Annotated in this window: 25 protein-coding genes and 1 pseudogene; 9 read left to right on the top strand and 17 right to left on the bottom strand. The window is 38.6% G+C overall.

Annotated features, from left to right (window positions below; genetic code table 11):
- Positions 1-5 precede the first annotated feature (5 nt).
- Positions 6-1,166, top strand: coding sequence for a toxic anion resistance protein (locus NSQ44_RS06690; RefSeq protein ID WP_340856115.1), 1,161 nt, complete (start codon positions 6-8; stop codon positions 1,164-1,166).
- A 182-nt stretch (positions 1,167-1,348) separates the two neighbouring features.
- Here NSQ44_RS06690 and NSQ44_RS06685 read toward each other — a convergent pair whose 3' ends face one another.
- Together NSQ44_RS06685 and NSQ44_RS06680 are read right to left on the bottom strand one after the other, a co-directional pair.
- A complete protein-coding gene (locus tag NSQ44_RS06685) occupies positions 1,349-1,843 on the bottom strand; it encodes a methylated-DNA--[protein]-cysteine S-methyltransferase (protein ID WP_340856113.1) in 495 nt (164 codons plus the stop codon).
- A gap of 1 nt (position 1,844) precedes the next feature.
- Positions 1,845-4,001, bottom strand: coding sequence for a PAS domain S-box protein (locus NSQ44_RS06680; protein ID WP_340856111.1), 2,157 nt, complete (start codon positions 3,999-4,001; stop codon positions 1,845-1,847).
- A 174-nt stretch (positions 4,002-4,175) separates the two neighbouring features.
- Between NSQ44_RS06680 and NSQ44_RS06675 the strand changes: the two genes are divergently transcribed.
- Positions 4,176-5,177 carry an acyltransferase family protein gene (locus NSQ44_RS06675; RefSeq protein WP_340856109.1) on the top strand — a complete coding sequence of 334 codons (1,002 nt, stop codon included), beginning with the start codon at positions 4,176-4,178 and terminating at the stop codon, positions 5,175-5,177.
- A 284-nt stretch (positions 5,178-5,461) separates the two neighbouring features.
- Here the strand turns inward: NSQ44_RS06675 and NSQ44_RS06670 are convergent, their stop codons facing one another.
- The 4 genes from NSQ44_RS06670 to NSQ44_RS06655 form a co-directional block, all read right to left on the bottom strand.
- On the bottom strand, positions 5,462-6,181 hold the full coding sequence (locus NSQ44_RS06670) for a LutC/YkgG family protein (RefSeq protein WP_340856107.1): 720 nt from the start codon (positions 6,179-6,181) through the stop codon (positions 5,462-5,464).
- Complete coding sequence (locus NSQ44_RS06665; protein ID WP_063389373.1) at positions 6,178-7,611, bottom strand: LutB/LldF family L-lactate oxidation iron-sulfur protein; 1,434 nt, start codon at positions 7,609-7,611, stop codon at positions 6,178-6,180. Before NSQ44_RS06665 ends, NSQ44_RS06670 begins: the two co-directional genes overlap by 4 nt.
- An 18-nt stretch (positions 7,612-7,629) precedes the next feature.
- Positions 7,630-8,349, bottom strand: a complete 720-nt coding sequence (locus NSQ44_RS06660; RefSeq protein ID WP_063389374.1) for a (Fe-S)-binding protein — start codon at positions 8,347-8,349, stop codon at positions 7,630-7,632.
- Positions 8,350-8,646: 297 nt separating this feature from the next.
- Entirely contained in the window at positions 8,647-9,393 is a 747-nt protein-coding gene (locus NSQ44_RS06655; RefSeq protein ID WP_327863591.1) for a FadR/GntR family transcriptional regulator, read from the bottom strand.
- 491 nt (positions 9,394-9,884) lie between these two features.
- On the opposite strand from NSQ44_RS06655, the gene NSQ44_RS06650 reads away from it, so the two are divergent.
- Positions 9,885-11,654: a B12-binding domain-containing radical SAM protein gene (locus NSQ44_RS06650; RefSeq protein WP_340856103.1), complete on the top strand. Its 1,770-nt coding sequence runs from the start codon at positions 9,885-9,887 to the stop codon at positions 11,652-11,654.
- Here the strand turns inward: NSQ44_RS06650 and NSQ44_RS06645 are convergent.
- Together NSQ44_RS06645 and NSQ44_RS06640 are read right to left on the bottom strand one after the other, a co-directional pair.
- Positions 11,651-11,800, bottom strand: a complete 150-nt coding sequence (locus NSQ44_RS06645) for a hypothetical protein (RefSeq protein ID WP_340856101.1) — start codon at positions 11,798-11,800, stop codon at positions 11,651-11,653. The genes NSQ44_RS06650 and NSQ44_RS06645 overlap by 4 nt on opposite strands.
- Complete coding sequence (locus NSQ44_RS06640; RefSeq protein WP_162877044.1) at positions 11,790-11,945, bottom strand: hypothetical protein; 156 nt, start codon at positions 11,943-11,945, stop codon at positions 11,790-11,792. Before NSQ44_RS06640 ends, NSQ44_RS06645 begins: the two co-directional genes overlap by 11 nt.
- Before the next feature lie 109 nt (positions 11,946-12,054).
- On the opposite strand from NSQ44_RS06640, the gene NSQ44_RS06635 reads away from it, so the two are divergent.
- A complete protein-coding gene (locus NSQ44_RS06635; RefSeq protein ID WP_340856099.1) occupies positions 12,055-12,198 on the top strand; it encodes a hypothetical protein in 144 nt (47 codons plus the stop codon).
- Between the two features lie 166 nt (positions 12,199-12,364).
- Here NSQ44_RS06635 and NSQ44_RS06630 read toward each other — a convergent pair.
- The 3 genes from NSQ44_RS06630 to NSQ44_RS06620 form a co-directional block, all read right to left on the bottom strand.
- Positions 12,365-13,410 (bottom strand): IS630-like element ISBs2 family transposase gene (locus tag NSQ44_RS06630; RefSeq protein WP_015374552.1). Its coding sequence is split into 2 segments (ribosomal slippage): positions 12,365-12,904 and positions 12,907-13,410, totalling 1,044 coding nucleotides; the frame shifts between segments, so codons are not numbered across the junction.
- A gap of 73 nt (positions 13,411-13,483) precedes the next feature.
- A complete protein-coding gene (locus NSQ44_RS06625) occupies positions 13,484-15,472 on the bottom strand; it encodes a penicillin-binding transpeptidase domain-containing protein (RefSeq protein WP_445659493.1) in 1,989 nt (662 codons plus the stop codon).
- Between the two features lie 43 nt (positions 15,473-15,515).
- Positions 15,516-16,871, bottom strand: a complete 1,356-nt coding sequence (locus NSQ44_RS06620; RefSeq protein ID WP_340786640.1) for a TrkH family potassium uptake protein — start codon at positions 16,869-16,871, stop codon at positions 15,516-15,518.
- A gap of 234 nt (positions 16,872-17,105) precedes the next feature.
- Here NSQ44_RS06620 and NSQ44_RS06615 point away from each other — a divergent pair, with 234 nt between their 5' ends.
- The gene (locus tag NSQ44_RS06615; protein ID WP_340856095.1) at positions 17,106-17,804 is read left to right on the top strand and encodes a DUF1836 domain-containing protein; all 699 of its coding nucleotides are present in this window, start codon (positions 17,106-17,108) and stop codon (positions 17,802-17,804) included.
- Between the two features lie 46 nt (positions 17,805-17,850).
- Here NSQ44_RS06615 and NSQ44_RS06610 read toward each other — a convergent pair whose 3' ends face one another.
- Positions 17,851-18,075 carry a hypothetical protein gene (locus tag NSQ44_RS06610; RefSeq protein WP_340856089.1) on the bottom strand — a complete coding sequence of 75 codons (225 nt, stop codon included), beginning with the start codon at positions 18,073-18,075 and terminating at the stop codon, positions 17,851-17,853.
- Positions 18,076-18,156: 81 nt separating this feature from the next.
- On the opposite strand from NSQ44_RS06610, the pseudogene NSQ44_RS06605 reads away from it, so the two are divergent.
- Positions 18,157-18,663 (top strand): annotated as a pseudogene (locus tag NSQ44_RS06605) (IS1595 family transposase); the annotation flags it as partial.
- Here the strand turns inward: NSQ44_RS06605 and NSQ44_RS06600 are convergent.
- The 4 genes from NSQ44_RS06600 to NSQ44_RS06585 all read right to left on the bottom strand — a co-directional run bounded on the left by NSQ44_RS06600 (position 18,655) and on the right by NSQ44_RS06585 (position 22,202).
- Positions 18,655-18,870, bottom strand: coding sequence for a DUF6366 family protein (locus NSQ44_RS06600; RefSeq protein WP_327863593.1), 216 nt, complete (start codon positions 18,868-18,870; stop codon positions 18,655-18,657). The pseudogene NSQ44_RS06605 and the gene NSQ44_RS06600 sit on opposite strands and share 9 nt — an antisense overlap.
- 338 nt (positions 18,871-19,208) lie before the next feature.
- Positions 19,209-20,099 carry a glycine betaine ABC transporter substrate-binding protein gene (locus NSQ44_RS06595; protein ID WP_340856086.1) on the bottom strand — a complete coding sequence of 297 codons (891 nt, stop codon included), beginning with the start codon at positions 20,097-20,099 and terminating at the stop codon, positions 19,209-19,211.
- 50 nt (positions 20,100-20,149) lie between these two features.
- A complete protein-coding gene (locus NSQ44_RS06590; RefSeq protein WP_340856084.1) occupies positions 20,150-21,010 on the bottom strand; it encodes an ABC transporter permease in 861 nt (286 codons plus the stop codon).
- Positions 21,000-22,202, bottom strand: a complete 1,203-nt coding sequence (locus tag NSQ44_RS06585; protein WP_340856082.1) for a quaternary amine ABC transporter ATP-binding protein — start codon at positions 22,200-22,202, stop codon at positions 21,000-21,002. The genes NSQ44_RS06590 and NSQ44_RS06585 overlap by 11 nt, the downstream gene beginning before the upstream one ends.
- A 373-nt stretch (positions 22,203-22,575) precedes the next feature.
- Here NSQ44_RS06585 and NSQ44_RS06580 point away from each other — a divergent pair, with 373 nt between their 5' ends.
- From NSQ44_RS06580 to ku, 3 genes are all read left to right on the top strand, one after another.
- Positions 22,576-22,770 carry an alpha/beta-type small acid-soluble spore protein gene (locus NSQ44_RS06580; RefSeq protein WP_063389383.1) on the top strand — a complete coding sequence of 65 codons (195 nt, stop codon included), beginning with the start codon at positions 22,576-22,578 and terminating at the stop codon, positions 22,768-22,770.
- Positions 22,771-22,946: 176 nt separating this feature from the next.
- Positions 22,947-23,114, top strand: a complete 168-nt coding sequence (locus tag NSQ44_RS06575) for a twin-arginine translocase TatA/TatE family subunit (protein ID WP_063389384.1) — start codon at positions 22,947-22,949, stop codon at positions 23,112-23,114.
- 166 nt (positions 23,115-23,280) lie between these two features.
- Entirely contained in the window at positions 23,281-24,123 is an 843-nt protein-coding gene (ku, locus tag NSQ44_RS06570; protein ID WP_340733480.1) for a non-homologous end joining protein Ku, read from the top strand.
- Here ku and NSQ44_RS06565 read toward each other — a convergent pair.
- Positions 24,120-24,647 carry a D-glycero-alpha-D-manno-heptose-1,7-bisphosphate 7-phosphatase gene (locus NSQ44_RS06565; protein ID WP_340856080.1) on the bottom strand — a complete coding sequence of 176 codons (528 nt, stop codon included), beginning with the start codon at positions 24,645-24,647 and terminating at the stop codon, positions 24,120-24,122. The genes ku and NSQ44_RS06565 overlap by 4 nt on opposite strands.
- Between the last annotated feature and the right edge of the window lie 15 nt (positions 24,648-24,662).

The raw sequence follows: 24,662 nt of genomic DNA, 5'->3' as shown, positions 1-24,662 counted from the left end.
TTACGTTGGAAGAAAAGAAAGAGTTGGATCTATTAGATGATCTATTAAAGGACCCATTTGGAGAAAAAGAAGATAAGCCCGCATCACCTTTAGCAGTCGGCGAAGAAGAACAGCCGAAAAAATTTATCGACATGCTCTCACAGGAGCATAAAGCAAAGGCTGCACAGCTGGCAGCTCAAATTGATTACAAAAACCGGCATTCGATCGTCCAATTTGGGGCTTCCGCTCAGCAAAAGCTCTCCAGTTTTTCCCACGAAATGCTGGACTATGTTCAAAAAAAGGATATCGGGCCTATAGGCGATATTTTAAAAGAGCTGATGAGCAAACTCGAACAAGTAAACCCGGAAGAATTAAAACCGGAAAAACGAAACTTCTTCTCTCGTCTTTTCAAGAAAATATCTAGTTCGATCAATGAAATTTTATCCAAATACCAAAAAATCGGGGCACAAATCGAACGCATTACAGTCCGGCTGGAAAATTCAAAAAAAGCGCTGATGTCCGATATTCAATTGCTCGATCGTTTATATGAGCATAATAAGGAATACTTTCACGCGCTAAACATTTACATCGCTGCTGGTGAATTAAAATTGGAGGAACTCCATACAAAAGTAATACCGGAATTGCAAAAAAAAGCGGAAACAACTGGAGATCAAATGGCGGTTCAAGAAGTAAACGACATGCTTCAATTTGCTGATCGGTTGGAAAAACGGATCCATGATTTAAAGCTATCTAGGCAAATTACAATCCAAACGGCTCCGCAAATCCGGATGATTCAAAATATGAATCAAACATTAGCGGAAAAAATCCAATCCTCCATTTTGACGTCTATTCCTTTATGGAAAAACCAAATTGCGATCGCTCTCACCTTATATCGGCAAAAAGGAGCACTGGAGGCCCAAAAACAAGTGACGAAAACGACGAACGAGCTGCTTTTGAAAAATGCAGAAATGCTGAAAGCAAACACAATTGAAACAGCCAGGGAAAATGAACGAGGCATCGTCGATATTGAAACGTTGAAAAAAACACAGGACGACCTAATTTCAACAATCGAAGAAACGCTCAGGATCCAACAGGAAGGACGTCTAAAAAGGCAGCAGGCTGAGCAAGAACTAATGCAGCTCGAGAAAGACTTAAAAACGAGACTATTGCAATTGAAACAAGAATAAAAAAGACAAACCGGGATGATTTTTATAGAGGAAAGATTTTACACATATACAGCTGTTGAGTGATTTCGTCCAAGCTTTTTTAAATGCTCATGCAGAACCGGCACGGCATTTACATCATATAAACAGCAAATTTTTTAAAAAACTCTGCGCAGGCATCGCAGAGTTTTTCATTTTGAAAGGTTCTATGATGCCCAATTTTTGCATTGCTCTAATTGCAGCAAAAAAGCTTTTTTATCCGTTTGATTGCCTGCATAGCCTATAAGCGCTCCGTTTTTGCCAATCACCCGATGGCAAGGAATTATGATCGGGATAGGATTCGCTTTATTGGCTTGGCCAACTGCCCGAACAGCTTTCGGATTTCCGATCCCATCTGCAACATATTGATAGCTTCTAGCTTCACCGTATGGAATGTTCATCAACTCTTTCCATACTTTTTGCTGAAATGAAGTGCCTTTTGGAAAAATGGGAAGGGAAAATATTTTTCGTTTCCTTTGAAAATATTCCTTAAGCTGTTTCGCTGCCTCTTCCAATAGATCCGTTTTATGTTCCACAACTTTTGAAGATGCCAGAAGCTCTGTAAGCTCCTGCTCGTCCATCAACAAAGAGACAATTCGATTCTTTTCCTCTATAATCCCGATCGTTCCAATAGGGCTGTTCATTGTATGCAAAAAGTACATCCTACACACCTTCTTGACCATTGATAGGGAGCGAAATATAAAATGTCGTTCCATCCCCTACTTTGCTTTTGACATCAATTTTCCCATTGTGCTCTTTAATAATTTTGTAGCTTACCATAAGACCTAGACCTGTTCCCCGCTCTTTCGTTGTATAAAACGGCTCCCCAAGCCGCTTCAGTTTATTTTTTGGAATGCCTGGCCCTTCATCTTGAATGGAAATTTGAACCCGGTGATCATCTTCTTTTGTGATCGAAACATAAATATTGCCTCCATTTGGCATCACTTCGATTGCATTTTTTACTATGTTAATAAAAACTTGTTTTAATTGATTGGGTTCGCAAAATATATCCGGCACTTCCCCATAGTCTAAATGAATTTGCACATTTACTAGAATAGCCTGTGCATTTAATAATTCTATCGTATCTTTCATGATTTTCACAATATTTTTTTGTTCAAATCGAACAGCTTGAGGCTTCGCCAAAATAAGAAATTCATCAATGATTGATTCAATTCGCTTCAGCTCAGAAGTAATGACATTGAAATACATGGAATAATCTTCTTTTATGCTTCCTTGCAAAAGCTGGATAAATCCTTTTAACGCTGTCATTGGATTGCGGATTTCATGGGCTATTCCGGCTGCCAATTCCCCAACAACATTGAGAGTGTCCGATTTTCTCAGCCGCTCTTCGATTTCTTTTCTTTCAGTGATATCGCGAAATATAACTAAATTCATATTTTCAATAATGTGGCGTTTAAATGAACATTCGAGAATTCTTTCCTGCTTATTTTTCACCGTAATCGCAAATTCTTTCGTCAACCCATCCATTTTCCAATCACTTTTAAAATGAATGGGAAAAAATCGGAATATGCAATCACGTCCAATTTGGTCTTGTGTTAATCCTAAAATTTGCATTGCAGCAGGATTGGCATCAACAATCACCCAATCATCATTAAACAGAAGAATGCCGTCCATCGCTCCGTTAAACACATTCCGAAATTTTTGTTCACTTTCACGCAATTCTTTTTCCATTCGTTTCCGGTCACTGATATTTCGCAATATGGTCATATGGGTTTTTTCCTTCGGGTTGTATTTTGATGTGAATTCGAGCTGCTTCTTTTGTCCGTTCGGCATGTAAAACATTAATTCTTCCCGGATGGCACCGGATTTTAAATATTTATCTTTCACCTGCAAAAACTTTGGATCATTTGCATTGATAAATCGCATTAAATTGCTTTTCAACAGTTCATCAAAGGGGAGTTCAAATATGCGACAAGCCCATTGATTCGCGCGTATAATATTTCCAAAATGATCCCAAATAAGGATGGCATCAAGAGCATTTTCAAAAATTTCTCTAAACCTTTCTTCACTCTTCAAAATTTGCTGTTCCATAAGCCTCTTCTCTGTAATATCGCGCAATATCGACATGTAAAATCCTTGTAAAATGTTTGACGTGGTCGTAAATTCAAAAATTTTTCGCGTTCCGTCTTTTAATCGGACAGGCATTTCTCCTTTCATTTTTCCTTTTTCAAACAATACTTCATAAAAATATTTTTTCATTTTCTCATCTTCGATAAAATCTGAAAATTTATAGTTTTTGAGTTCATCACTCGGAATGCAAAAGCTTGTACAAAATGATTGATTGGCATCTATAATAAATCCTTCGTAATCAAAAATGACAATGCCGTCAACAGCACGGTCAAATAAATCCGGAAACAGCTGTTCATTGATCGATCGTTCCAGTTCAAGAATTTTTTTCGAAGAAACATCCCGAAAAATAGCAAGATTGTATGTGCCGTAAATGTTCTCAATGATGCTGTATTCAACATATTTGATTCGGCCGTTTTCCAGTTTTAACATGAGTTCCGCATATTGCTGTTTTTCATGATCAGAAAAATTTTTTATAAATTCGTTTCCTGGCAGAGCTGCTACAAAATCATCTATTGACTTCTCTAGTATGACTTCTTTTTCCATTTCAAAAAGGCGGCATGCTGACTGATTTACTTGAAAAAACTTGCCGTGATGATCTAAAAGCACCATAGCATCTATTGATCGATCGAAAATTTCGTAATATTTTTTTAATTTTTCATTTTCTTGTTGCGCTTTTTTTAAACGCTTTGCCAACAAATCTTCTTCAATGGCTGCAATGTTTTGCTTCAAACTTCCCACCTCTCATTTTAACACTCTCAATATATTTACATTTTCTACAAATTACGTTAGAATCCTTCATGCACTGTCAATTTAGTCAATTCGATGTACCTTTCAGTACGACTGTTTACAAAATGTTGAATTTGTCTTATATTTTAAATCGAAACTTTTTTTGAAGGTGATAACATGAATGAGAGGAACAGCTACTTTGATAACGCCAAGTTTATATTAATTCTTCTTGTCGTGTTCGGCCATTTTATTCGATCGATGATTGAAGACAATTACATTATGATGAACATATACAAATTTATTTACACGTTTCATATGCCTGCGTTCATTTTAATTTCCGGCTTTTTTGCCAAAGGGTTTAACAAACAGGGATACGTTAAAAAAATAGCCAAAAAACTCATTTTGCCATATTTCATTTTTCATGGCATCTATACAGTTTATTATGTTTTGATTAAAGGCGACAATCTGCTCCATTCAATTGATCCTTTGAATCCGCACTGGTCCCTCTGGTTTTTAATAAGTTTGTTTTTCTGGAACGTCATGCTGATCCCGTTTTCCAAATTGAATAAATTGGTCGCTTTAGGACTTTCGCTCTTTATCGGTATTGCAGCTGGATATTTTGATTTCATCAGCAACTATTTGAGCTTGTCACGTACACTAGTCTTTTTTCCTATTTTTTTAATAGGTTTTTATTTAAAGAAAGAACATTTTGCCATGATGACGAAGCTGCCTGCAAGATCTTTAGGGGCAAGTGCTCTGTTGCTTACATTTGTGACGTATTTCTATTTGCCTTTTGAGTATGAGTGGCTGTTCGGTTCCATGCCTTATTCAGCTTTTGGCGAAACGGATATCTTTTCAGGGCTGGTGCGGCTCGGATTTTATTTTCTTACTTTGATTACGACGTTCGGATTTTTCTCGTTAATACCGAAAAAGCGTCAATTTTTCACTGAATGGGGCACAAGAACTTTTTACGTTTATTTATTGCACGGATTTATCATTCAATCGTTCAGAGACAGCGAACTTGAAAGCTGGCTTACAGAAATAGAAAGCATCACGGTATTCGCCATTGTTTCAATTGTCGTTACATTCTTGCTGTCGAGCCGCTTTGTCAAAACGATCGCACAGCCAATCATTGAACTTCGAGCGACAATGCTAAAAAAAATAGTAAAAGGCTTATAAGACCGGGGCTGACGCACACAGACAGTCACATCACATAAATAGAACGGCTTCTAATAGCTTTTCAGAAATAGGTCTTTTCTACAGTCCGAGATGCTGAAACAACAATCTAGAGTAGTTAGAGAAATAACTTCAAAGGCGTCGCAGTTCCTAAACTTTCTAACTTTAAAAACAAGTCATAAGTCAGAGGTCCTAGCGGGGTATGGAAAATTCGAACATTTGCCAAAAAAATCTGGCGAGGCCCCTCGATGGACTTCGCCAGATGTTCAATTTTTTAGTCAATCCATTCAGCAATCTTCAATAATGAGATAGGCTGTTTTAATTGGCCCATGTACGCCAACCACTAAGTTCATTTCAATATCCGCTGAATTGCTCGGTCCTGTAATAAAATTAATGCAGGAAGAAATCGTTTCGCCTTTTTCCACCATTTGATGAAATTTTCTGGCGGCCTGTGTCATTCTAGGGAGGATCGTGCTTTTCGGAATAATGGAAATATACGTTGTCGGCAAAAGGCTGACCGCCCTTCCTTTCCCTCCCCCATTCAACAAGACAACCGTTCCGGATTCAGCCAGTGTATAATCGCTGAACGTAATTCCGATATTTGCACTTTCCGCAATTTGAATATTTTCTTTTCCAAGCTCAGGATCCCATATATGCACGTCTGTTCCTTCGTTTGGCAATTCCTCCAATAAAAAAGGCATCAGCCCGAATGCTTCAAACCGATGATCGTCCCACGTCACAATCGGACCGCCTCCATAAAAAGCAATCGCCTCTTTCAGCGTATTTTTCAATGATTTGGAAGTCGTTCTGTATACATCGACATGAACATTTTTACATTGTTTTATAAATGCATCAACCAGTTCGTCGGAAGAATAACCAGCAAGTGTTTTTTCTTGAGGGTGAAATGACCAGCTGGGCCGTTCCACCCCTTCCTTCCGGGGATTTCGTCCTAACCTTTGAGCTATCGTCTGCAAAAACGAATCTCGATTTTGAATCGTTCCGTTCATGAACGATCACCACTTTCTTTTTTACGATTGTGAAACCATTCGCGAAAGCTGTTTTTTTCCGGTGCCGGGAAATCACGTATGGACGTCCAATTTTTCAAAGGACCTGGTCCATTGGAAATTTTCCCGTCTTTCGAAAACGGTTTGAGGGCTGCTGGCGCCAGTTTTGTTCCCCACTGATACAGTTTTTGATTCGATGCTCCTATTCCAAATGCCTTCATCGCCAGCTTCTCGCTTATTGGCGCTCGTCCTTCCCGCTCGACAATTACTTGCCGATGCTTATGGAGAAGTTCATGAAGCGGAATTTTTACGGGGCATGCTTCCGTACAAGCGGCACATAGTGTGGAAGCATAAGGCAACTCCTTAAAATCATCATAACCGCCAAAAAGCGGCGTCAATACAGCGCCAATCGGACCTGGGTAAATCGATCCGTACGAGTGGCCGCCTATATGCCGATATACAGGACAGACGTTAATGCACGCTGCACAACGAATGCATTGAAGAACAGGCTGGAATTCAGTTCCTAAAATTTTGCTTCGTCCGTTATCAACAATCACCAAATGGAATTCTTCCGGTCCGTCAACATCCTCTTTTTGTTTCGGACCAGTTAAAACCGTTATATAGCTCGTTAATTTTTGACCGACTGCACTCCTTGTCAAAAGACTGACAAGCACATCAAGTTCTTCGAATGTTGGAACTATTCTTTCCATCCCCATGACAGTTATTTGTGTTTTCGGAATGGTCGTCACCATGCGGGCATTTCCCTCATTTGTCACTAAACAAAACGATCCAGACTCGGCAATGGCAAAATTGCATCCTGTGATGCCGACATCCGCTGTTAAAAATTCCTCCCTAAGCATTTTTCTCGCATGGAGTGCAAGCTCCTCAGGCTTTTCTGTTTTCTCATACCCAAGTTTTCGCTGAAACACATCTCGAATTTGCTCCTTATTTTTATGCAGGGCTGGGGCTACAATGTGCGAAGGCGGATCATGATCATCAATCTGCAATATATATTCGCCTAGATCCGTTTCAATAACTTCACAGCCCGCTTCCTCCAAACATTGATTCATATGAATTTCTTCCGTCACCATCGATTTCGATTTGACAATTTTGCGAGCCTTTTTTTTCTTGATAACACTTTGGATGTAATCGTTCGCTTCCTCCGCTGTTTGAGCAAAAAAAACATGTCCGCCTCTTTTTGCAACATTTTCGCTTAACTGGTGTAAATAATAGTCCAAATTTTCCAATGTATGCTTTCTGATTTGTTCACCGAGCGATCTCCATTCTTCCCAATTGCCAAGCTCTTCAGCAGCTTCCAGACGTCTTTTTCTCAGCCTTTCTTGAGCATCTTGGACTGCATTTCTCATAAAATCGTTTTCAATATTTTTTTGCACCCTTTGATCAAACGGCTGATCCGAAATTTTCATTGCCATCCTGCTTTCCCCCCTCCATTATTCGATACTGTTTAACACTTCAGCAATGTGCATGACCTTCACTTGTTTATTTTTCCGGCTTATTCTCCCCCCGATATTCATTAAGCAGCCGCAGTCTGCCCCGATTAAATAGTCGGCATCGGTTTCCTCAATATGCCGGACTTTTTCATCAACCATTTGTTCAGATATTTGTTCCATTTTGACGGAAAACGTTCCGCCAAAGCCGCAGCAATCATATGCATTTGGAAGCGGAACCAATTCAAGCCCCTTCACGTTTGCCAGCAATTTAAATGGTGCCTCCTGAACTCCAAGAAGACGGGTCATATGACATGATGTATGATAGGTTGCTTTTCCTTTTAATGTTGCGCCCACATCTTCCAAATTTAAAACATCTACAATAAACTGTGTTAATTCATACGTCTTATTTGCAAGCTTTTGCGCCTTTTCTTTCCAAACCGGATCTTCATCAAAAATGTGCGGATATTCCTTAAACATCGTGGCACATGATCCGGAAGGTGTGACAACATAATCGGCATGTTCAAAGGTGAGAATCATATTTTTCATCGCTTCTTTTGCCGCTTGAACATATCCGCTGTTATAGGCAGGCTGTCCGCAGCAAATTTGGCTTTCCGGAAATTCTACTTCGCATCCAAGTCTTTCTAAAAGCTCAACTGTTGCTTTGCCTACTGAACCGTTAAATACATCCACTAAACATGTGACAAATAATGAAACTTTCAATTTTCTCCCCCTGTCTTGTGAAACAGTTTCAACTAAGATAACCCTTTTCTTTTCACTTTATCGCTTTTTTTATCTTTAGTCAACAGGTCATCTGATGACTAGAAAGGAATATGCTTACTTTATTCATAAAAAAAGCCGCCAGCATCTTTGAGATGTCAGCAGCTATCCTTTGTCGAAGCGGACCAAACGGGTTTCTCCCGAAAAATTTTTTATTACCGCAAAAAACAACAGTTCTTTTGTCAGTTCAAGTCAGAGGCGGCATGTGTAAAAACGCTTGCATCATATGTCAATTCCTAGTTAAAAAGACTCTGTTTTAGCCCCTGTTTTTATGTGAGTATTATGATGTTTTTTCAAAACCTTTTCAACATTTGTCAGGTGTGCGAGCATTAAATGCTGTGCTTCTTCCGCGTTTTGTTGTTCAATTGCTGTAAAGATGGCTTTATGCTCTTGAAAAATTCGTTCTGCGGTTACTTGCTCTGAATAAAGCCAAATTTTTCGTGTTTCCCGCATCGTTTCAACAATCATGTCAGCTACATTGTTCATTAAGCTTAATAAAATGGGGTTTTGCGTAGCGGCTGCGATCGCTTTATGAAACTTCCAATCCGCTTTTTCTCCTAATTCTTCATCGTTTATATGGATAAGCATTTCGTCAAGCGCAGCTTTCATATCATGGAGATTTTGCTCCGTCCGCTTTGCTGCAGCAGTAAATGCAGCACCGACTTCTAATATTTTTCTAACCTCTAATAAATGTTCAATATCTTTCATATTCATTAACGCCGCTGTCGAAAGAGAAAACGTGAATGACATGGGATCAAACTCTTTTACAAACGTTCCTTCCCCTTGTTTCATTTCAACAATCCCCATTGCTCTTAATGCGCTTAATGCTTCACGAATCGCTGCACGGCCGACTTGAAAATTTTCAGCAAGCTGATGAACGGATTCCAATTTTTCTCCAGGTTTTATTTCTCCTTTTTTAATCATATCTAAAAGGGCTTCCGCCACTTCTTCATAAAGCTTTCTCGGTTTGATTTGTTTATATTCCATTTGCTTCACCCCAAAGTTCAACTAAACAAAATGAAGTCCAAAATATCGGTACATTTATTTTACTGGAAAAGACTTATAAAAATCAAAGTGTTGGCGAAAAAATAACAGCGTCTAACCATAAACTTTTTCTTTTTTGACAACTTTTTTGGATGGAATCATAGACCTGTGTCTCCGAAATCGCGCAAATGACTGAATGAAACTTCATCATAAAAAAAGAGAAATTTGTCTAAACTCTTAAACAATGCTTCATCCGTTACGAACGTCTAATATGTAACTCACTTTTACTGTACCAGTTAAAATGACAAAAACACTCGACGAATATGCTTTATAGCTGTAGACTTGTTAAGGTGATTGATAGAAACGGAAAAGAACGCGTACGAAAAACTTATCAAAAGGGTGAATCCCTGCTTCTTCTTATTTGAAAAGAATATGTTACAATAATGTAGAAAATCGCTACTTCTCAATATCCATTATGAAAAAGGTGTGGAAATATGAACATCATTGTCAGTTCATTAAATGCCAAATACATTCATATGAACTTGGCTATACGTTATTTAAAAGCATATGCCGAGCCAGAATTTCAAGTTCAAATGGCAGAATATACGATAAAAGATCCCGCGATGAACATTGTAACAGATTTGTTTCGAAAAAAACCGGACATAATCGGTTTTAGCTGTTACATATGGAACATTGCAGAAACAATCAAAGTGGCGAAAATACTGAAAAAAATAATGCCGGAAACCATCATTGTCTTTGGTGGGCCTGAAGTATCCTATGATACGAAAGAATGGCTTGAAAAAATCCCAGAGATTGATTTTATTATCGTAGGAGAAGGGGAAGAAACGTTTAAGCAGTTTTTGCGGGAAGCACATGGAAACCAAGAATGGGAAAACGTGAGCGGTTTAGCTTTTCGAAAAGACGGAGCAGTCATTGTAAATCCGCAGAGGAACAAAATTGATCTGCGAATGATGCCGTCGCCTTTTCGATTTGAAGAAGATGTGCCACATCTTAGCAAACGGATTGTTTATATTGAAACGAGCCGCGGCTGCCCCTTCAACTGCCAATTTTGCTTATCTTCCATTGAGGTTGGGGTTCGTTATTTTGATCGGGAGAAAATCAAGGAAGATATTCGCTATTTAATGAAAAACGGTGCGAAAACAATTAAATTTGTCGACCGAACGTTTAACATCAGCCGGAAATATGCGATGGACATGTTTCAATTTTTAATTGATGAACATGTTCCGGGCGTCGTGTTCCAGTTCGAAATAACTGGCGACATTATGCGCCCGGAAGTGATTCAGTTTTTAAATGACAACGCACCGAAAGGACTTTTCCGATTTGAGATCGGCGTTCAATCAACAAACGATTTCACAAACGAATTAGTGAAACGTAAGCAAAACTTCGCAAAACTGTCCAGAACGGTGACGATGATCAAACAAGGTGGAAAAATAGATCAGCACCTTGATTTAATTGCCGGACTTCCTGAAGAAGACTACAACTCTTTTCGAAAAACTTTTAACGATGTGTTTGCATTAAGACCTGAAGAACTGCAGCTTGGTTTTTTAAAAATGCTCAGAGGGACTGGTCTTAGAATTGGAGCTAATCATTTTGGCTACGTGTATATGGATGAACCGCCATACGAAATTTTAAGCAACAACGTTCTCTCTTTTGAAGATATTCTCAAAATTAAACAGGTGGAAGATGTTCTTGAGAAATTTTGGAACGACCATCGAATGGACGCGACAGTGGAATATTTAGTAGAAGAAGTGTTTGAGACGCCTTTTGATTTCTTTCAAGAATTTGGCGCCTACTGGGATGAACGCGGATGGGCAAGAATTGGTCATCAGCTCGAAGATTTGTTTCGAAGATTATTTTCGTTTATTCAAGAACGCAAACGAGAACATTTGCCAACTGTTGAAGGGTTTCTGAAATACGATTATTTGCGCAATCAGAAGCAAAAGCCGCGAAAGCCATGGTGGGATGAAAAGCTTAAAAAACAGGAGCAATCAGCAATCTATCAATTTATCCTGTCCAACCCTGAAATGCTTGGAAAAACCTTTTTAAATCTGTCTCTTTCGGAAAAAGATTTATATAAGCATACGGTTTTAGAAATTCTTCCATTTAATCCTGAGCTGTATTTGCAAAAAAAGATATTAGTAAAAGAGCCGGCAATTTTGTTAGTTTATTACAACTATAGCGATCACCAGCCGCATATGTTTTCTTTTCCGTATACTGCGCTGAAAAAGGTGAGGGAAGCTTAACATCCCTCACCTTTTGTTTTTGTTTTTCTTTTGTTTTCTTCTAAAATATCGTAAATTTTCGCAGCATTAAAATCTCCCAGTTCATTGCCAAATTCCAAATCTTGTTCCACATCTTTTTTGTTCTTTACGTTTTTATTATGTTCCATGTGCTTTCCCCTTTTTTGAATTTCGGTTAGCCCCTTTCATCGGGTCTTCATCTGTATAGGATGCTGAAAATTCTTTTTCAGGAAGGCTTTCTGTCGGTGTTTTGCTCGTTTTTTCTGCTTGATTATATGCTTGTTTCCTCTTCAATCTGCATCCTCCTTTCTTTTTTATCTTTTTCAGAAACAAACCATTTATTCAGCTGTTTCTATAAAAGATGGAAAAAGGGATGTGCTTCCATATGGATGCCCGATCGTCAATGCTTAAGTTTTTTCTTGCTCCGCAAGGGTATTTTGTGCTTCTTTTTAACGGGTTAAGCGGCAATTTTGATGCTTTATACTTCAAGCTATTCGGCAATTTTGAACCGTTTTCTGTTTTGCAGCTAAAAAAAGTGATGATTTAGCACTTTGTTTGCATAAAAAAAGAACCGCTCTTATTTGGCGTAATTTCGGAAAACTGCCAAACAATGAAAGAAGCGATTCATGACATCACTGAAATTCGTTTATTCTATTCATCTTCGCAATGGATGGTTGACCTTTTTTACTTTCTATATAAGTTGAATTAAAGATTTACAACTGAACACACAAACGATCGATCGTTTGTTCTGGTTTCTGGTTGATTCGCTGAATAAAGGCTTGGACATTCTTTCTAATTTCTTGCACACTCGAATAGAACACGTTGTAAATCACGTCTGATTTCAGCCATTTCCATAGCCCTTCAATCAAGTTCAATTGCGGACTGTATGGTGGCAAAAAGACGAGCTCTAACCGATCTTCGTGTTCTTTTAAAAATGGCTGAATGAGTTTGGCATGGTGAATTCGAGCGTTATCTAAAATCATCACTATTTTGCCTGTGGGATAGCGTTCTAACACAAGTTGAAGAAATCGAAGAAATGTTTCCGCGTCATAGCGTTCTTCTTCGATGCAAAACACTTCCCCTGTTTCGTAGTTCAACGTGCCAATCAGCTTCAGCCCTTGATGTTTTCCAAACGTCGGAATGATTCGTTGTTTTCCTTTGACAAACCATGTTTTTTGAATCGCTTGGTAATCACGAATCATCGACTCATCTTGAAAGAGGACATGGGCGATGTTCCCATCTACCAGTTTTTTTTTACTTCAGGGAAGGTGATTTCGACGAATTCTTTTTGTTTCTCTTCATCGGCATTGGCTAGTGTATAGGTCGGTTTCGTATAGCTTAGCCCTAACCGATGCAGAATGTCACTTGTTCCGCGAAGCGTGTATGTTGGCCCCCACTTTTGTTGAATGAGTTCAGCGATTATCGCAAGCGTCCAATTATATTTTGCTTCGAATCCCACATCTACGGGGAGCTGATGTTCAATGATCAAAGCCAGCTCTTTTTCCTGCTCAGGGGTCAATCGACGTGGGGCGCCAGGTGAGTATTTCATCTCCAGTCCATCAAGACCGCGCTGGGCGTAGGCATGAATATAGTTATAAATAGTTTTCTTGGATCGACCAATAATCGTTGCGATTTCTCCTTTGGTATATCCCTGCAAATGAAGATAAATCGCTTGGTAGCGTTCATATGCTCGTTTACTTTTTGCTTCTTTCATGGCAGTGGACAACTTTTCGATCTCGTCTTTGTGATTTGGCATCATAGTTTTCTCTCCGTTCCCCTATTTTCTCTTTGTATTTATTCGCCGTGGAACGGGAGAAAACCTTTATTTCAATTTATATAGCTTTGAAAATATTTTTTACTTTCGAAACCACGTAATGGCTTCCTCCGCGATCTTCAACACGTTCAATCATCATCGTTATTAAAAGATCTTTTTTATCCGCATCAACAGCAACAAACCAACCGTTTTCCTGACCTTTTTCTCCTTTTGCCGCTTTCAGCTCTGCCGTTCCTGTTTTTCCAGCCAGCTTCAATCCTGGAGTTCGAGGTTTATACGCCGTTCCGTTCGGATCCTCCACCACTTGAATCAAATCTTGAAAAATCAAATTCGCATGTTCCTTTGAAACAACATGGCTTTTCCAATTGGTTGGTGTCTTCTCTTCTTCTTTTATTAATACGGGCTTAATCATGTTTCCGCCATTGATAAATACTGTAAAGGTGTATGATAAATGAAAAGGAGTGATTTGAATTTGTCCCTGTCCATATCCAGAATCGGCTAAAAGCACTTCATTATCCATACCGTTATTTGCAATTTTCGATGTTTCAACAGGAAACGGAAAATCAATTTTTTCATTAAATGCAAAGGACTCTAGTCCTTTTATAAATTTTTCGGCTCCAATATTTAAAGCAGCCTGGGCGAAGTAAATATTATCTGAATAGGCAAGAGCAGCGCGCAAATCAACTTGTGTTGCAGGGGATGGAACCCGCTTAATATAATAATTGCCCCAGCTCCCGTCTTTTTGCCAAGTATCTTTTGGAATGGAAATCTTTTTATTCGGATCAATCGTTCCGGTATTGAGCCCAATCGCTGCTGTGAGCGGCTTTAAAACAGAACCAGGTGTATACAAATTTTTGAACTTAGCCATAAACGGTTTATTCGGATCATCTTTTTTCTTCTTGTATTCCGTCAGAAAATCGTTCGGATCATAGGACGGCGCACTGACCATAGCCAGAGTTTCTCCGGTTTTTGGATTGATTGCGACACTTGCACCGGAATCAGTTGATAATTCTTTGTAAATATTTTGCTGAAGATCAGCATCAATTGTAAGGTAAATATCGTTTCCGTTCTCAGCTTCTTTTTTGGCGATCACTTCATCTGTTCCTTTTACTTTGATGATCCAACCTGTCGTTCCGTGCAGCTCATCTTCAAAAACTTGCTCCAATCCAGCTGCGCCAATTTGCTCAGAAGAGCTGTACCCTTTTTCCTCATATTTCTCAAGCTCTTCTTTATACATTGACCGCAAATAGCCAGTCAAGTGGGCAGCGCTCTCGCCAAAAGGATACATTCTTCCCGTTACATTTTTTTTCTTAACGGAAGGAATGGCTAAAAGTTTGTTGACAAGCTCTGTATCAGCCGGATTTACGATTTTCAGCGGGACGAATGAGTCCTCCTTCACCCAGCCTTGGGATAATTTTTTCTCAATTTCCTCCTTGGAAACTTCAAGAAGCTTCGCTGTTTGTTCCAAAATGGTTTCTTTTTGCTCCTTCATTTCTCCCGGTACTACACCGATTTCAAACAACAGGCCATTGATGGCAAGTCCTTTTCCATTTCGGTCAAAAATCTCCCCTCTTTCCGGCACGATCGGCTGGATGGAAATTTCTTCTCCCTCATCAAGCTGAGGAAAAATAAAGGAAGGATTCCATTCAATTCGCCAATCGTTTCCATTATCGGTTTCTTCTTTTTTTAAAACGGCTTTGTTTTCAAAGCTTATTTTCCCCGCTAATGTTTCCATTGAAACAGCAAATGGGAATGTAATATTTCCGTTTTTATCAGGCTTTATTTCTTCTTTCGGTTTCTTGAAGTCGATTTTCAGCTGTTTCACACCTGAATCTTGATATATTTTTTCATAGCGGGAAACAAATTCGTCTTTTTTGATATTTTTTTTCACATTGGCAGTCAATTGGTCATACATTTCCGAAAAATTTTGGTCTCTCCAATTGGCAACAAAGTCTGCAAAACGATCCTCCGGCTTTGGATCTTTAGAACATCCCGAAAAAAGCACCAGCACGACAAAAACACTAAAAAAAAGCTTTCGAATCCGCACAAAAATTCCCCCTCTCCCCTATGATTTTATGACAATCCCTTTTTTATCCAATAATTACCCGCTCTTTCGGATAATGATAATTGGCTTCCTTCCTCTGTTTTCCAATTAAAAAGATAAACGATAAAATGCCGATCCGACCAATAAACATCATGATCATGATTATGATTTTTCCGATCGGACTAAGTTCAGGTGTAATGCCAAGTGAAAGCCCTGTTGTTCCAAAGGCTGAACAAACTTCAAAGATAATTTCCATTAACGTAAACCGTTCTGTTGCAGATAATATGACAATCGAAGTTAAGCACAAAATAACAGAAACTGTCATAACGGCAATTGATTTTTTTATATCATCTGGGTGTATTTCCCGTTTAAATACTTTCACCGTGCTGGAGCCTTTCGCAAAATGAAAGGCAACTAGCAAAATGACTGCAACGGTAGTCGTTCTGACACCGCCACCCACAGAGCTTGGCGAAGCACCTATAAACATAAATATGGACATAATCAGCAAAGTCGTCTCGCTGAACATGCTGACATCCATTGTATAAAGCCCTGTGCTCCTTGTGGTAGCTGATTGAAACAGAGCATAGAAGAAAGATTCGAGAAAACTTTTATCAGATAAATAATTGCCTGATTCTATTAGATAGATCAGGATTGTTCCAATAACGACCAATGCGAAAAATGTCACAGTTGTCAATTTTGTGTACAAAGAAAACCGGTATGTCCTTTTTGTTCCAATTGTCAAAATAAAGTTTTTTGTCTCAATCAAAACTGGAAATCCGATAGCTCCCAGCGTCATTAAAATAATATGAACCATTTGGACAAAATAATCATGTGCAAAAGGTACGAGCGACGAACCGCTTATATCAAAGCCGGCATTCGTTGTGGCGCTGATGGCAGAAAACATGCCATGCAAATAAGCTTCCTTCCATTCCGGAAAATATTTTAAATAATATGTGCCTAATATGATGGTGCCGATCAGTTCAATAATCAAAATCATCAACATAATTTGCCTCATTAAATTTACAATGCCGGACAAATTCAATTGATTTTGATCAACCATGATCAACTGACGTTCCCTTAAGCCTATTTTTTTGCCTAAAACGAACCAAAACAATGTGCCCAACGTCATGATGCCGATGCCGCCAATTTGGAGAACAATCATTAAAATAAAAATCCCCGGAACGGTAAACGTATCAATGATTGAAACAGTTGTCAGCCCTGTTACACTTACTGCACTAACAGCAGTAAACAATGCATCCAAAAACGTCCATTCGGCATCCGGTTTGTGAACAAACGGCAAACTGAGCAAAATGACCGCAACAGTGATAGCTAAAAAATAAAAAATAGCAAGCATCTGAGCTGGTGATAGTGAAACTAATCGATTACGAATATTTACTAGCATCCTTGTTCAATCCTTTTTTTTACTGCTCATACTATCATAAAGAAAGTACAAGTTTTTTTAAAGAGGTTTTTCCAATTTTGATCATCGAAACTGAAAATTTGTTATTGTGTCAATTTCTACAAATTCATACTCAAGAAACATTTATCTGAACTTATTAATTCCATATAAAAAGCTTGTTTTTTTTATATCTTTTTATTAAAAATAAGGGTAGGCTGTTTAATAAAGGGGGATGTTATGGGAAAAATTCAATTGCGTCGTTCCGTTATGGTTCAATTATTACTATCTTTAAAAGGAATACACGAATTATCCCCTGAAGAAGTGATGAAACAACAATTGCCCTCTGATCAAACAAACCAAATACCTGGCTTCATCAAAAAATTGAGCAAACAAAGAGACAAAGGGGAGCTTGGACTGTCAACGAATGAAATCGTCATCTTAGGAAATTTTTGCGAACTAACTTCCTTGAAATCAACTTCCGTTCAAAATTGGGTCAAGCGTGATATAAAAGAAATCATCGGTCCTCCTGAACTTGGAAAAAAATACTCGGTCGAACAAGCTGCTTTATTGTTAATTGTAAAAGATTTAAAAACCATATTCGACTTTGAAACTGTCCGTTCCTTATTGATGAAAGTTTTTAATACGATTTCCGACCGGAATGATGATTTAATCAGTCCGTTAATGTTTTATAAATTATATACAGATGTGTTGGAACAAGTAAAAAATGTCGAGATCGACAACAATCGGCAGTTTGAAAAAAAACTTTTCGTACAAACAAAAAGGCTTCTTCAAAAGCAAAATTCTTTATCGGAAGCTCAAATCGACAGCATTTGCCATGTGACGGTTGCTGCCGTATTGGCTGTTTTAACGTATCATTTTCAAACAAGGGCAAAAGCGTTCATTGATAAAGAAAGCGAATCGACAAAAAATGAATAATAACTAACTTTTAGATCGGGAATTGCGGTTGTGCAATTCCCGAACGTTATTTTCGGGCTTGACTACTTTTAGCCGAACCTTTTATGTAAAATTCGAGCGCCCTCATGTCTTCAAGTAATTCCTTTTTCATTCGTTCAAAAGCTGTATAACGCTCGTATGTAAAATCCATTTTTTCTTCTATCATCTTGACCATTTCATGAAAATGGTTTGAAATTCTTTGTAAGCTATTTTCCATCATGTTAAGATAAACATCATTTTTTTGATGATTCAAATAAGTCCCCTCCTTATAGCAGCCAATACCTATATAATAACAAAGAAACAGCAAAGGGCAACATTTTAAGGGAGCGTGAAATCACATAGAAAAGTTAAGAAATGTGGCAAGAAAGACAAGAAAAGAGGGATTTCTAATTTTACAATTGCAGTTATCGCAGCACAAGATAGAAATGGCAATATGATTTCTCGAAAAACAGGAACAGGGCGTGTTCAAACTGAAGAAATTGAACTGTGATAGGTGAGTTTATTTACCCTTCCGCTTTGCTATGCACTGATACAGCAACGAATTATAAGAATCTTGCCAAATTGAAGGGGGTGTTGGTCAATGAAAGCCAAAAGCAACGTGTTAAGGTAGGAATTTATCTTATTCAACACGTTAACAATTTCCACAATCGCTTGAAAGGTTGGGTGGAAAGGTTATAAAGGGTTGGAACTCGTTATTTGGATCACTGCCTTTATTAGTTCCGTTGATTAATAAAGAAAGGATTTAACATTTGATAAACGTGTTATTTCAGCTTGTCAAAAATCAAATTATACAACTAAGAAATGCATAATAAAAGACCTCAAAGCACTCTCCTTACTTTAAGAATATTGATGCGGCTATAAAACCTATTATGATCGCAAGGATAAGTATTCCAGTACCCTTCCAACCTAAACTACCTACTAAATCAGCAAGGTTTCCAGTTTCAGCTCTATTAAACGCATCGTTTATATTTCCAGTTGGGTTTCGTATTAATTCTTCTCGTCTTAGTCTTTCTCTTCTTCTTCCAGGTGTTTCTTTGTCTTCGCTCATTATCACACCACCATTTTTTGTAATACTAACATATGTTCTTTATACTCTTTACATAAATCTTACCTTAAGGTTTATAACATAATTTTAACACATTTAGGTATTTTAACAAATTTTCATATAAAAAATCTTTTAGAGAACAGCCTTTACTAAAAATAAACAATTGAAATGATCAAAACTAAAGGCGCTCCGGACCATGTAAAAATGATAAAAGGGGGTGTCTAATAAGTCGTTTTTACGGCTTATTGACGCCCCCCATTAATGTGTTAGATATATCGGTGTTTATGATTTTTTGTTTTCAATGGCGATTTGACTTTCTGTACAGCCCCTCTTAAAATAGATCATTCCACACCTTTTGTCCATTCTGCCACTTTACCTTGATTTGCTTCGACCCAATCTTCTGCTGCTTTAGCAGGATCACTGCCTTCTGAAATTTCCAACATGACTTGTTCAATATCTTCAGCAGTCCATGAGAATTGATCCAAAATTTTATATGCTTTCGGCATATCTTCTTTTAATCCCTTTCGAACGAATGTGGATATATGTTCTTCTTTCCCAAAGGAGCCTTTCGGATCTTCCAAAAATTTTAAGTCATATGCAGCAAATTTCCAATGCGGGGACCAGCCTGTAACGACAATTGGTTCTTCATTTTTATAAGCTTCCCCTAAAGCCGTTGCCATAGCTCCGCTTGAAGATGTTTGGACTTGCCAGCCTTTTAGGCTTTCATATGTTTTAACAGCGTTTTCCGCTGATTTTACAACGCCCGCTCCAGGTTCAATGCCTGTAATCGTTTTGTTTAATTTGCCAGCATATTGATCGAGCTCTTCAATTGATTGAATGTCCATATATTTCGGAACGACGAGCCCGATTTTCGCACCCTCCAAGTTTGGACCTAAATCCTCCAGCTGATCTTTATATTCTTCATATAAATCTCCGTGAGTAGCCGGCAGCCAGGCGGCAACCATGCCGTCTGCCTCACCTTTTGCAACAGATTCCCACATAACAGCATTATCAACAGGTGTAATGTCCACATCGAATCCTTGATCCTCTAAAACTTTTTTGATGACATGGGCGGAGGCGACTTCCGTATCCCATTCCACGTAAACCAATTTTATTTTTCCTTCATCTGCCGCCCCCCCTTGAGATCCCCCGTTTGATCCGCAGCCAGCCACTAAAAGCGACAAGGAAATTCCGGCAACAAGTCCTAGGCGTTTCCAAATTCGTTTAAACATAAATATCAAAACTCCTTTTTAATTTTTCAATTCGAAAAGAGACCAACTTGCTATACATGATCATGCTTCTTGTTCATGCTTTGAGTGAAGCGGTCGATAATGATGGCTAATATGACAATACCGATACCTGCAACAAATCCGGGACCAATTTGAGCGCGCTGCAAAGCGGATAACACGTTTCTTCCAAGACCCGGCGCTCCAATCATCGAGGCAATGACAACCATTGATAATGCCAGCATGACGGTTTGATTGATTCCGGCCATAATTGTAGCTCTCGCCATCGGCAGTTCTACTTTAAATAGTTTTTGAACTGCTGTGCTACCGAATGCATCAGAAGCTTCAATCAATTCTTTCGGCACCTGGCGAATTCCTAAATTCGTAAAACGAACGGTAGGAGGTGTCGCGAAAATTAATGATGCAAACACTCCCGGCACCATGCCGATGCCAAAAAAAGCAACGGCAGGTATTAAGTAGACAAATGCAGGCATCGTTTGCATAAAATCCAAGATAGGAGTAATCATTGCTTCCGCTGTTCTGCTTTTAGACATTAAAATACCTATTGGAATACCGATGATGACGGATAATAAACTTGCAATCAAAACTAAAGTAAATGTACTTATTAAATGATCCCAAAGCTCTTGGTTGTAAATAAACCAAAGGCCGACGATGGAAAATGCCGGCAGCCCAAACTTTTTTCCGCTTATAAAAAAGGCAATAATGGCAATGATCAATATGACTAGAACAGGCGGCACAGCCCCCAACAAATCCGCCACATATTCCATTAAATCCTCAAAATATTTTTTTAACGGATCAAACAAAAACGAAAAAGAATTTGTCACCCAGTCCGTAAATTGTTTGATCTTTTCCGCAACTGGAATTTTCGGAACAAAATCCAACACATTATTCAGCACTGTTTGTGCTCACCTCGCTTTCACCTGCAAGAGCCGCGATGACTGACCCGCGAACGATGATCCCTATTAATTTTTCCTTTTCGACCACTGCTACTGGTATCGGCGAGTCGTGGATGACCGTAAAAATATCATACATTGGTGTGTCCTTTTCAACCTTCGGAACATTTGTCCGCAATATTTCTTCAATATCACGAACACCTTTTTTTCTTGCTTCTGATGCATCATCAGCTGTTACATAACCTTTTAGATTTCGTTTGCTGTCAACAACGAAAATGGTGGATATCCCTTCTTCTCTCATTCTTTCCAATGCAACACGCGGTCCATGCTTTTCAATATTGATCGTTTCGGGCCGTTTCATAATATGCTGCGCCGTCAAAATTTTCGATCTGTCTACATCTTCAACGAATTTTTCGACATAGTCGTTTGCCGGATTCATTAAAATCTCTTCGGGCGTACCGATTTGCACAATCGCTCCGTCTTTCATTAAGGCAATCCGGTCTCCAAGCCGCAAAGCCTCATCTAAATCATGTGTAATAAATATAATGGTTTTCTTCATCGTCCCTTGAAGATCGAGCAATTCATCCTGCATTTCTTTTCGGATAAGCGGATCCAAGGCCGAAAAGGCCTCATCCATTAACAGCACTTCAGGATCATTTGCCAATGCTCTCGCAAGTCCTACGCGCTGCTGCATTCCGCCTGACAGCTGATTAGGCTTTTGCTCCAAATATTGTCCTAATCCGACCATTTCAAGCGCTTTGATTGCCTTCTCCCTTCGTTCTTCTTTTGGGATCTTTTGAATTTCAAGTCCGAATTCTGCATTTTCTAAAACCGTTCGGTGCGGAAATAGGGCAAATCGTTGAAAAACCATGCTGATTTTTTTTCTCCGCACCTCTCGCAATGATTTTTTATCCATTTTTGATAAATTGTCCCCGTCGATAAAAATGCTTCCTTTAGTCGGTTCAATCAACCGGTTGAGCAATCTTATCAATGTGGATTTGCCGCTTCCAGACAACCCCATAATGACGAAAATTTCTCCAGCCTCAACGGAAAAGGAAGCGCGATTCACTCCCACTGTATGTCCGGTTTTTTGTAAAATTTCATGCTTTGAAAATCCTTCATCTAATAGCTTCAATGCTTGAGCGGGGTTTTTACCAAAAATTTTTGTTAAATTTTTTACCTCAATGATCGGCATTTTTTCACCCCTTTTTATAAAATTCAATATTTTCAAAATAATACGCCGATAACATTTTCATACTAAGCTTTAATAGCTCATAATAAAAATATGTAAACCCGAACAATTCGTTTCTTTATAAGTATAACTAATTTTTCTTGATGGATACAAACGCGGTATATAGTTGATATCTCTTATATTTAATGGTCAGCTTGTACTGAATAGTTTTTTTATATAGTTTTCTTACATTTCCTTTTATATGCTGGTAAATTCATACCAATATCAACATTTTACGGTCAACTACACCGTTTATTTTTAACCAACAAGTTCCACACATCAGATCACTTCTTTTTTGCAAACTATGCGTAAACAGGCAAAAAGGAGTTGAATTCGAATGGCAAGGCGAAATCAATTAATTGTTCCAGGAGTTGAACAAGCTCTTGAACAATTTAAAATGGAAATCGCACAAGAGTTTGGTGTCCACCTTGGTTCAAATACTACCTCCCGCGCAAACGGATCTGTTGGCGGAGAAATGACAAAGCGTTTAATTGCACAAGCTCAGGCTGATTTTAGCGGAAAACAGCCTTAAAATAGACTTTTGTAAATAATACAAACATTTTATCCTTTCCCATGTTCCGTCCAAATGCTTCATTATTCATATTGTTTAGGGTAAAATGATGTTGGATGATGTTTCATAAGTTTTATTTGTTCATGTTCCGATTGCATAACGGCATGAAATGGAACATTTTTTAGGAGGAATAGAACATGGGAATTGGTTGGACAGAATTTATTTTAATCATTTTCGTTGCACTTTTGCTTTTTGGACCGAGCAAGCTTCCGGAGCTTGGAAAAGCAGCAGGAAAAACGCTGCGGGAATTCAAGCTGGCTACAAAAGGAATTCTTGACGAAGAAGAAAAAAATGAAAAAAAATAATTGGTTCAACCGTAAAATCGGCAAATTGCCGATTTTTTTCTTTTTTCGAAATTTGTATGAACCGGTTTTCGAGTATGCAACTTACATTTTTTAACACAAATCATTCTGATCCTTTCGCAAAAAATAAAGAGAAAGAAAAGGTAACTTACGGAAAGGCGGAATGAATATGCATACGATGTGGAAAGGTTCCATATCCTTCGGGCTCGTCAACATCCCGGTCAAACTGTTTTCTGCTACAGAAGACAAAGATATGAAATTTCGTCAGCTTCACAAAAAATGCCATACCCCAATTCAATACGCAAAACGTTGTCCAAACTGCGACGAAGAAGTTGGCAACGATGACATTGTGAAAGGGTTCGAATATGTACAAGGCAAATTCATCATTTTAGCAGATGAGGAATTAGCAGCTCTGAAGGAAGAAAATGAAGACAAAACGGTTGAAATCGTCGATTTCGTGAATTTGCCGGAAATTGATCCGATTTATTTTAACCGGTCATATTATATCGGTCCAGGCGAAAACGGACAAAAAGTGTATGCATTGCTTCGTGAAGCATTGAAACAATCAGGGAAGATTGGAATTGGAAAAATTTCAATGCGCTCTAAACAACAATTGGCTGTCATCCGGACATATGAGGACGTCATTTTAATGGAAACGATTCATTATCCAGATGAAGTGCGAAACGCCCGTGACGTTCCCGGGGTTCCTCAAAATACCAATATTGAAAAAAAAGAGCTGGACGCTGCCATGCTGCTTATCGATCAGCTGACAACAACGTTCCAACCGGAGAAATATCAAGATGAATACCGTTTACGGATTCAAGAAAAAATTGAAGAAAAAGTGCAGCAAAACGAAACAAAAACGGCTGAACCGTCTCCAAAAAAGAACGTGGTCGATTTAATGAGTGCGCTTGAGGCAAGCATCGAACGCTCAAAATCATTAAATAAAAAGGGAGAAGAAAAAAGCGGAGCAGCAGGTAAAAAAACGAAAACGACCCGCAAAAAAGCTTAGCTTTGCCGGACAATAAAGCGGGCGGCCGACAGCAAATCCGGAAAATGAAAATCAGCTATTTTTTCTTGATGGTGGCTGCCTACTAATATCGTTTTAGCTCCTGCAGCCTTTCCGGCAGCGATATCCACTTCACGATCACCAATCATATAACTGTTCTCTATATTGATGTTATATTTCTTTGCCAAATCAACAATCATCTTCGGCTCCGGCTTACGACAGGCGCAGCCTTCTTTCGGTGCGTGGGGACAATAGGCAACCTCTTTAATCGTTCCGCCTTTTTTTTCAATTTCACGAACCATTTTTTCATGGATTTTGTGGAGCATTTTTTCTGACATGTATCCTAATCCGATTCCGCCCTGATTTGTGACAACGAAAACGTCAAAATTGGATCTGTTCAAAAGCGCAACAGCTTCAGCTGCTCCTTTTAGCAAATAAAAATCTTCAGGCTTATTTACGAAACGGACACGATTGGTCATCACTTCATTTACAACGCCGTCTCTGTCTAAAAAAACTGCATTTTTCACAAATCTATCCTCCAA

It is taken from the genome of Aeribacillus sp. FSL M8-0254, from assembly GCF_038008845.1.
Lineage (GTDB): Bacteria > Bacillota > Bacilli > Bacillales > Aeribacillaceae > Aeribacillus > Aeribacillus composti.
The sequence above is the reverse complement of the archived record's forward strand: the minus strand, read 5'-3'. Positions and strand labels throughout refer to the sequence as shown.

Bases quoted from the DNA above. Each gene is read 5' to 3' on its own strand.
- NSQ44_RS06595 (WP_340856086.1), bottom strand. From the start codon at position 20,099: ATGTTTAAACGAATTTGGAAACGCCTAGGACTTGTTGCCGGAATTTCC.
- NSQ44_RS06655 (WP_327863591.1), bottom strand. From the start codon at position 9,393: ATGGAATATAAACAAATCAAACCGAGAAAGCTTTATGAAGAAGTGGCG.
- NSQ44_RS06575 (WP_063389384.1), top strand. From the start codon at position 22,947: ATGGGAATTGGTTGGACAGAATTTATTTTAATCATTTTCGTTGCACTT.
- NSQ44_RS06620 (WP_340786640.1), bottom strand. From the start codon at position 16,871: ATGCTAGTAAATATTCGTAATCGATTAGTTTCACTATCACCAGCTCAG.
- NSQ44_RS06650 (WP_340856103.1), top strand. From the start codon at position 9,885: ATGAACATCATTGTCAGTTCATTAAATGCCAAATACATTCATATGAAC.
- NSQ44_RS06685 (WP_340856113.1), bottom strand. From the start codon at position 1,843: ATGTACTTTTTGCATACAATGAACAGCCCTATTGGAACGATCGGGATT.
- NSQ44_RS06615 (WP_340856095.1), top strand. From the start codon at position 17,106: ATGGGAAAAATTCAATTGCGTCGTTCCGTTATGGTTCAATTATTACTA.
- ku (WP_340733480.1), top strand. From the start codon at position 23,281: ATGCATACGATGTGGAAAGGTTCCATATCCTTCGGGCTCGTCAACATC.
- NSQ44_RS06665 (WP_063389373.1), bottom strand. From the start codon at position 7,611: ATGGCAATGAAAATTTCGGATCAGCCGTTTGATCAAAGGGTGCAAAAA.
- NSQ44_RS06645 (WP_340856101.1), bottom strand. From the start codon at position 11,800: ATGGAACATAATAAAAACGTAAAGAACAAAAAAGATGTGGAACAAGAT.
- NSQ44_RS06585 (WP_340856082.1), bottom strand. From the start codon at position 22,202: ATGCCGATCATTGAGGTAAAAAATTTAACAAAAATTTTTGGTAAAAAC.
- NSQ44_RS06580 (WP_063389383.1), top strand. From the start codon at position 22,576: ATGGCAAGGCGAAATCAATTAATTGTTCCAGGAGTTGAACAAGCTCTT.
- NSQ44_RS06675 (WP_340856109.1), top strand. From the start codon at position 4,176: ATGAATGAGAGGAACAGCTACTTTGATAACGCCAAGTTTATATTAATT.
- NSQ44_RS06670 (WP_340856107.1), bottom strand. From the start codon at position 6,181: ATGAACGGAACGATTCAAAATCGAGATTCGTTTTTGCAGACGATAGCT.
- NSQ44_RS06600 (WP_327863593.1), bottom strand. From the start codon at position 18,870: ATGAGCGAAGACAAAGAAACACCTGGAAGAAGAAGAGAAAGACTAAGA.
- NSQ44_RS06635 (WP_340856099.1), top strand. From the start codon at position 12,055: ATGCTTAAGTTTTTTCTTGCTCCGCAAGGGTATTTTGTGCTTCTTTTT.